The following is a 7655-nucleotide window of genomic DNA, read 5'->3' as shown; positions in this document are numbered from 1 at the left end:
GCCGGACCATCCGGACCGCGGCTTCCTTCTCCTGCCGGGAATACCGCCGCGTATTCGGGTTCCCCGGAGTGATCTCTGTAGGCATATCTCCATCTTCCTTTCCAAACGATGGAGTCTCCAAGAAACCCAGCGCGCTTCAAAGGGTGGACCCCCAGTTGCTTGGCAATCTGCTTGTTTGACCACCCCTGCTCCCGCAGCATCCGCGCCCGAGCACGCCGGTCCACCGACACGTCCTCGACCGCGGCAGGAGCCTCAGCGGTAACGGAGACAAGCCCGGTGCTGCCCTCGGTGACCTCCTGGACTCGAGCCACAGCGGATTGGGCCTCGTCGTCTTCGACCGTGGGGGCGGGTGCAGGAGTGCCGGACTGGTCGGTGTGAGAGTCGGTGGTGTGGGAGTGGCTGGTGCGGGTCAGGATCACCGTCAGGTGGGTGATCGCCAGCAGCACCACCGGCGGGACCGCCGCCACGGAGGCAGCCAGCACACCAGGCACATCAACATCAGCCGCCACCACCGCATGCAGACTGTTCGCCGTCACCGAGACCAGGGCACCGCCGGCCAGCAGCGCCCACGGATACCAGGCCGCCCGTTGACCCGCCAGAGCCACGGCCGAGACGGTGGCGACCACAATGATCCCGTCCACGATCAGTGGCCACACCCATGCCTGACCCGGCTCGATGCCCGAGCGAGCTGCCAGATCGGCCAAGGCGTTGAAGCTGAGCCAGAACGCGCCCCCGGCGATGAACACCGTGCCAGCCACCGCGGTGCGAAGCGCCCACCGGTGCCCCACACCAGAAACCTGCCCACCGGTGCTCATTCGAGCCTCCGGCCCTGCGCTGACCGCCCAGCAGAGCGCTGGCTCCTGCGAGCAAAAGGTTCCAGTCCCACCGCAGGTGCGGCTTCACGCCCAGGGGTGTTCTCGCTGCCGGTGGTGCGGTAGGCCGAGCGGATCGTTGCGGCGATTTCTCGCTGCCCCAAACCAGCCTGGGAAGCCGCAGCAGACAGCACCTCAACCGCATCACCGGCAGACACGTTGTTTTCTGCCAGGCGGCACGCTGCCCAGAAGAGTCCCCGGTTGCGCTGACCCTCCCCACGGGCAGCCACCCAGGAGGCCAACCGGGACACATCAGCCTCACGCCCAGGCCCACGTGTGGTGCGCCGGAAGGCCGGTGATGGGTGTGGGTCCAGGAACTCCCTCAACCCGGAGGCATCCACAGGCCGCGGCGGAGTCCCAGCGATCCGGGCCAGCCGGTAGGCCACAGCAGAATCCTCGTACTGGACTACTGAGGGTGGGACGATGATGTAGCCGCCATCGCCACGGAAATCTATCCCCGCTGCGGCTGCCTGCCACGACCGCTGCTGCTCGGTGCCCGAGGCCAGCGGGTAATAGGCATGCATCCCACCCGAGGGGGTCGAGACCAACACATCCCACCCGATCGTCAGCCCGGCACGGTTGGCTCGGCCAAACCATCGGTATCCGTCGGCCTCAGAGTGGACATCAACATCGACCACCACCAGGCCCGAGGCCTGCCCGGTGGGCACACCGATATTCGCCTCCGGCCACCGGGCCCACCACCGGTGCACCTGGGAGGGGTCGGTGGTGGCGTCGTGGAACCCATGCTCGGTCAACGGACGCTTTGCGCCGGGCACACAAGGGAATACCGGCACCCCCGCAGTAGCCAACTGGGACGCCGTCACCGGAAGCTCCGCCTCACGGGTGTCGATCAGAACCTGGGTGAAGGATGCGAGCCCGGCCATCACAACCCCGACCTCTCCACACCACCGGAGGCCACCGGTTCACGCCGCACCCCAGCAGGCTCCGTCCCTGTCCTCTGCGTGCCCATTGGTTCCGGGCTCTGCCGGAGAGCACCACTGCGCTGGGGCTGGTGACGCTCCAGCCCAGACGGGGTGCCATCGGCCACCTGCGGTGTATCCAACTGCTCTAGCACCGAGATGGCGGTCTGGCGTACCCGTTCGCCGGTGGCTTTGACCACCTCAGCAGGCTCCTGCTCTTTCACCTGCGCTGCCCAGGTGGACACATACGGGATCGTGTACTCACTGGTGTCCATCCCATGAGCGGCACCGATCATCAGCGCCACCGATTCGGCCTCAACCTCCACCACACCCCGGTGGCCACGGGCTTCCTGCTGGTTCGGCCCATGCATCAGCACATGCCCCAACTCATGAGCCAGGGTCTTCACCTGCGCAGCAGGGTCCATATCCGAACGCACCGCCACCTGGCGGGCGGTGTAGTCGGTGAGCCCATTGGCCCCACCCAGCTCAGCGGCACTCCCAGCCCCAACCACGGTGAATCCCTGCTCACGGATCAACCGGGACAGCTCGGCGTGCAACCCAGCAGGGGCCTGGCCCTTCAACAACTGCGGTGCCGGGGGCTCGGGAATCGGGTCCCCAGCGGTCTGGGCGGCATCCCACACATAGGCAGGCTTCGCCCCTACCATCCGGGAACGCACCACCTCACCAGCTCGGGGTTTCTCACCGCGATCCAACCGCCTCCACGAACTAGGGTCAGCAGGATCACTGGTGGCGAACCGGGCGGTGACCGGGGCATAGATCATGTAACCGGGCTGGCCCTTCTGTACCTGCCGGCCCAACTGCTGCCACTGCCTGTACCCAGCCACATACGACGGCGACGGTTCACCCACCAGACCCTTCTCGTAGGCGTCCTGGTGCTGAGCGAAGATCAGCAGGGTGTTGTTGAACGACCGCGACCGGAACCTAGCCGCAAACGCCATCGCCTGCTGCCAGTCCTCACCCGAGACCAGCTGCTCGACAGCACCAGTCAGTCGCCCGTGCAGCTCATCGAGCTTGGCGTCACGGTTGCTGCGGGACTGTGTTGGTTGCTCCGACATGGCATCTGGCCTTCCTTCCGACCCGGTGGACCAACCGAGCCACAAGAAGCAGCTCGGTCAACCAGCAGGTGCGCCGGGAAGACCAGCCAGGCGATGACGGACATCGGAGACAACATGTACGGCGGTGACCATCAGGGACACAGGAGGTGAACCCGACAAGTCCTCTCGGCCTATCAGAATCGCTAGGACTTCTCAGCAGGGAATGCCGAAGCTCAGGTTGTTGGTGACCGTTTCTCAGGTCGATCCTGGTCAATGGACCGTGCGCGCAGTCGCTTGCGGTAGCTACTTGGAGTTACTCCCAAGTACCGACGGAACATGTCTGCTGCGTGACTTCTGTTGCGCCACCCTACGTCTTCAGCAGCTTGGGCGATGCTGACCGGTGTCTCCCTCAGAAGTTTCGCCATGGTCTCCACTCGTTTCACAGCCAGATAGGTCTGGGGAGATTTTCCGAAAGCATCAGTAAACACTGTTGCTAAGCGTGAGCGTGAGAGGTGAACTTCACGCCCAAGTTCTGCCAACGTCCATTTCCGCGTCAGGTCGCTTTCGAGAAGCTGAGCAGCCCGACGAGCTTCCTGGCGAAGCGGTTGAAACCGAGTGGGCCTTGCCGATCTGAGTTTGGTCGTGAGGCGCTGCGTCCGTGCGCGGCGCATCGCACCAATTTCAAGATAGGGCACGATGATGTGCAGAACAGAGGACAGCAGCGCCTGCATTCTGTAGAACCTTTCGCCGCCGCCAAGATCGGTAGCAAAATCACTGGCGCTGAGTTCAGCAAGCTCATCAAGCGATAGCTCTACCCGAGCCACGTCTTCCCTGCGTAGGGAAAGCAGCTGGACTGGTTCGATATAGGGCGTGTCGAGAAATCTGGATGCCTCTAAACGATCAGCCAGTACCGCTGCATACTGCCAGTAAACCTGATCGATCAGGTAGTTTCGATCCAGAAATATGGTCGTGACCTGCGCTTGCCCTTCCGGTTCACACCCGCACAGCACGTTAGTCCCCAACATGACAATCTGTCCCTGACGCACAGACCGCTCACCGAATTCTGACATCACAATAGCTGTGCCGCTCTTAATGAACTTCACCCGGAAACAGTCGTAAGCTACGGGGTCCAGAGGGCGGGAATATGCTTCTGTGCAAACCGCTATAGGGGAGCGCGGTGTTGGAGTCTCCACTGGCTCGAAGGTTGAGTTATCAGTCCGGCAAACCAGCGTAGGAGTGCAGCCCGGGGAAGTAGACGTTGACCACGGCGTAGTTGAAGATGATGCAGAGGAAGCCAATGATGCTCAGCCACGCTGAACGTGTTCCGGTCCATCCGCGGGTGGCTCTGGCGTGGAGGTACCCGGCGTAGACCACCCAGATCACGAAGGTCCAGACCTCTTTCGTGTCCCAACCCCAGTAACGTCCCCATGATTCACGCGCCCACACCGCACCGGTAATCATGGGGCCTAAAGTCCAGAATACAAAGGCAACGGCGTTGATACGGTATGCCCAGTTTTCCAGGGAGAAAGCTTTGGGAACCAGTCGCATGAACTGCCTACCGGCCAGAAAGCCGCCCCACCCCTGTGCGGTGTTCTCTGCGAGAGCTCTCTCACGTCGGGATTGAAGAAGTTGCAGAACATTCATGGCGAAGGTGAGGACGAACAGTCCAATGGACAGCACTGCCAGGGAGACATGGATGGCAAGCCAGGGGCTTTGTAGTGCTGGCTGAACGTGGCCGATAGGGGTGGGGAAACCTATCGTTGCCGCGACCATCATTGCCACCACCAGTCCGAGGACGAAGGAGCCGATGAAGCGTAGGTCACGCCTGAGAAGAGCAAGAAGATAGACCAGAGCTACGATCAGAGCAGCGCCGACGAGGAACTCGTACATGTTGCCCAGCGGCCACCTATGAGCGGCCAGGCCACGGGAGACGACGGCGAAGGCGTGGGCAGCCACCGCGACAACGGTGAGAGCAATCGCCGTATTGGCGAGTGGCCGTCTTGTGCCGATGTAGGCCATGTCCTCATCAACCAGCTCTGGGTCTCTCGCCCCGTTGTGGGTGTCTTTGGGTTCGGGAGGGGGAGAGGCGGCTTCTGCCGGTGGTGGTCCAGCCGCCGCTGTTGCTACTTTCATCGGCTGTGCGGTCAGGGACTCTTGTTCCCTCGCCAGGTCTGTTTCGAGGCGGCGAATTGTTCGTGAGCTTTGGGCATTGTCGATGGTGAAGAGGATGAACGCCAGTGTGTAGATGAAGGCGGCGATCATCATGAACAGTTCCGAGTATTCAGCCAGTTCAACGTTGATCGACGGAAGTGATACGGCACCGAAGGTCAGCATGATTAGCCTCGCTTTCCTGTGGGGGTCGTTGCATGTGAATCAGTGGTGATGTGCGTTTGGGGAGGGCGTACCGGCCAGAGCTTTTCGAAGTCGCGTCGAATCGCTGCGTTTTCATCTCGCAGCCGGAAGTCCTCACCTCGGGCCAATAGGCCGTAGCGGATTAAGGTGCGACCGCTGTCTGTTTTCTCGACCACCACCCAGGCTCGTCTCCGTCGCAGGAAGAGGCTGGTAATTAGTCCAGCGGTAGCGGTGAGTGAGAAGACGAGGATTCCAAGTTCGCCGGGGTTGTAGGTGATGTCGATGGCTATGTAGTCCAGTACTTCTTCAAACTCCACTGTGCCTAGACCGTCGGGGAGTTCATGGACCTCGCCGGGGGCGAGCACGATGCCTCCGGCATCTACTTCCCGAGAGTTGAGTACCTCCAAGTTTTCGGTCTCCAGCACGTAGACGTTCTGAGGGATCCCTTCGTCGAGGCCCAGGTTCCCGGCGTAGGCATTGAGGTGAAGTTCGGGATTGAAAGGTTCGGGATCAGCGGACACAGCCATGCCTTCGCCGGCATCAACTGCGGTGGGCAGGAACAGCCCCTGGAAACCTAGCTGTTCAGGTGAGGCATCAGGTGCCTTAATCACCATCATGGAGGTATACACGCCGTCGTCGGGCCGAGTGATGACAGGACCAGAGAAAGCTACGTCCCCTTCCGCATCTCTGACAGTGACTACCGGGGCATAGCCGTTTCCCACCAGGTAGAGGTTTGCTCCACCCATGTTCAACGGTGCATTGACTTTCAGCGTCGTGTCTTCAGGAACCCCATCTGTGCCGTCTTGAACCGTGACCCAAGCCGTGAAATCCAAGGCGTTGCCCCACTGAGGGCCAGCCTCTCCTTCCGGGGTGACCTGCCTGTCGAAGGCACGGTCAAATTCGTTGAGCTGGATGGAGAACGCATCGAGCTGGTCTTCACTGAACCAGGTCCCCGGAAAGAAGTTGTCGTATGCAGCTAGTGCGTTGACGAACCCTTCACCTTCAACGATGACTTTCTGTCCTCGGTAGCTGAACATGGCACCAAGTGCGACACAGACCAGGACCCCGACCAGGGACACGTGGAAGATGATGTTGCCGACTTCTCGAAGGTAGCCCTTTTCTGCTCCGATGGAACCGGCACGCTGATCCTCGTCCTGGGGGCGAACCTGGACCCGGTAGCGCCGCCTACGCAACACTTGAGCAGCCTCTTCCAACGCTTGCGCTGGTGCAGGACCCCGGTCATCCAGCTCGACTGCCCCGTACTCTGGAAGTCGCTCTAATTTCCGTGGCGTACGTGGCGGGGCCGAGCGCATCTGTTGCCAGTGCTTTCGTGCGCGAGGGATGATACATCCGATCAGGGAGATGAAAAGCAACAGGTAGATGGCTGAGAACCAGAAGGACGAATAGACGTCAAACATCTGGAAGAAGTCCAGAACTGGCCCGACTGTCGGATTTTCTTCTATCCAGCGTTGAACGGCGAATGCGTCTTGAACGCGCTGTGGCCAGATTGACCCAGGTACCGAAGCGATAGCAAGAAGTAGTAGGAGCATGAGCGCAGTGCGCATGCTCGTCAACTGCGTCCATGCCCATCGCAGCATGCCAACCAGACCTAATGCTGGCAGTGCCGGAGCCGCTGTAGCCGCTTTTCCTTCGGCGTCGTTCATCGCGTCTTCGCGCGCATTATCTTGGTGTGCAGAAGGTTGTTTCATCAGATGGGCATCACAATCTCGTTAGCAAACCAGTCTTGGAGGGCGAAGACCCAGCGGTTCCAGATGCCGCTGATCATCAGTAGCCCCACGGTGATGAGCAGTCCTCCACCGATTCGCATGACGGTGGCTTTATGGCGAGTGAAGAATTTGAGGGTACGCATACCTCGTTGAAGGCCGGCACTAATGAGAATGAAGGGAAGGCCCAGCCCGAGGCAGTAGATGAAAACCAGGAGAGTGCCTCGTGTGGGGTCCGCCCCGTAAGTGAGGGCTAACACCGCAGCCAGTGTGGGTCCGATGCATGGTGCCCATCCAATGCCGAATGTAGCCCCTAAGATGGGCGCACCTAGCAACCCGTCCGGCGGCCGTTTGTTGACCTTTCGTTCCCTCTGGAGGAATCCGAAAGCGCCCATGAAGACCAGTCCCATGAGAAGGACCAGCACGCCCAGGACCTGGGTCACCCAGCCACCTTCAAACCTCAGCCACGTGGTGGCATAAACAAAGACTGCGCCGATGAGGACGAACACCACGGTGAATCCAAGGACAAAGAGGGTGGCGCCAAGAACCAGACGTGAACGGGATCGCTGATGAAGTTCAGCCCCCGATAATCCGGCTCTTCGGAGTTCAGGTGGGGAGGTGGCCGTCGAGGCCTCCGCCGATTAGGAGCATTCTGAGTCGGTAGTTGTCTCGGTTGCGGAAGCCTCGGGCGATGCGGCGGGCGAGTTCGATGAGCCCATTGATGGCTTCAGT

General features: G+C 61.0%; 6 protein-coding genes and 2 pseudogenes. All 8 read right to left on the bottom strand.

What is annotated here, in order from left to right; genetic code table 11:
- Nucleotides 1–140: 140 nt before the first annotated feature.
- A pseudogene (locus Q1K09_RS12710) lies at nucleotides 141–815 on the bottom strand (DUF2637 domain-containing protein); the annotation flags it as partial.
- Nucleotides 812–1756, bottom strand: a complete 945-nt coding sequence (locus tag Q1K09_RS12705) for a bifunctional DNA primase/polymerase (RefSeq protein WP_300345839.1) — start codon at nucleotides 1754–1756, stop codon at nucleotides 812–814. The gene Q1K09_RS12705 and the pseudogene Q1K09_RS12710, both read right to left, overlap by 4 nt.
- Complete coding sequence (locus Q1K09_RS12700) at nucleotides 1756–2868, bottom strand: ArdC-like ssDNA-binding domain-containing protein (protein WP_138254229.1); 1113 nt, start codon at nucleotides 2866–2868, stop codon at nucleotides 1756–1758. The genes Q1K09_RS12705 and Q1K09_RS12700 overlap by 1 nt, the downstream gene beginning before the upstream one ends.
- Before the next feature lie 212 nt (nucleotides 2869–3080).
- Complete coding sequence (locus Q1K09_RS12695) at nucleotides 3081–3950, bottom strand: AraC family transcriptional regulator (RefSeq protein ID WP_300345838.1); 870 nt, start codon at nucleotides 3948–3950, stop codon at nucleotides 3081–3083.
- Between the two features lie 109 nt (nucleotides 3951–4059).
- Nucleotides 4060–5181: a c-type cytochrome biogenesis protein CcsB gene (ccsB, locus tag Q1K09_RS12690; protein WP_300345837.1), complete on the bottom strand. Its 1122-nt coding sequence runs from the start codon at nucleotides 5179–5181 to the stop codon at nucleotides 4060–4062.
- Between the two features lie 2 nt (nucleotides 5182–5183).
- Nucleotides 5184–6908 (bottom strand): cytochrome c biogenesis protein ResB, encoded by a 1725-nt coding sequence (locus Q1K09_RS12685; protein ID WP_300345836.1) that lies wholly within the window; start codon nucleotides 6906–6908, stop codon nucleotides 5184–5186.
- Nucleotides 6908–7477: pseudogene (locus tag Q1K09_RS12680) on the bottom strand (cytochrome c biogenesis CcdA family protein); the annotation flags it as partial. The gene Q1K09_RS12685 and the pseudogene Q1K09_RS12680, both read right to left, overlap by 1 nt.
- Before the next feature lie 52 nt (nucleotides 7478–7529).
- On the bottom strand, nucleotides 7530–7655 hold a 126-nt coding region (locus Q1K09_RS12675), incomplete at its 5' end, for a transposase (protein WP_300345840.1).

It is taken from the genome of Nesterenkonia sp. (genome assembly GCF_029265375.1).
Classification (GTDB): Bacteria; Actinomycetota; Actinomycetes; order Actinomycetales; family Micrococcaceae; genus Nesterenkonia.
Note: the sequence above shows the minus strand (reverse complement) of the source record. Positions and strands in the feature narration are given on the sequence as shown.